This window comes from Virgibacillus sp. 7505 (assembly GCF_002272135.1).
GTDB lineage: Bacteria > Bacillota > Bacilli > Bacillales > Amphibacillaceae > Terribacillus.
In genome coordinates this window covers 1-240 of sequence record NZ_NPBF01000290.1, presented here as the reverse complement: position 1 = coordinate 240, position 240 = coordinate 1, and the positions used below count along the sequence as shown (strand labels likewise).

The following is a 240-nucleotide window of genomic DNA, read 5'->3' as shown; positions in this document are numbered from 1 at the left end:
ATCCGGAAGAGATGGAAGTTTGACTTTGTATCCCTAGCTCTCGTCCAGCCGGCCGAAGATCGGTTTGTATTAACGTGGCAGTATGTGTCCGGGAACATGAATGACCGGTACAAGCGGATTGTGCTCCATTCAGGCAAAGGCGTTGCCGGGATCGTTTTTAAAACAGGAAAAGCGATACTGCTCCAAAATGTGAACAGCGATATCGGCACAAGGGACTTGTTCAATTATCCTATTATTGTG

Annotated in this window: 1 pseudogene; it reads left to right on the top strand. The window is 47.1% G+C overall.

The window, feature by feature from the left end:
* A pseudogene (locus tag CHH91_RS19000) lies at positions 1 to 240 on the top strand (GAF domain-containing protein); the annotation flags it as partial.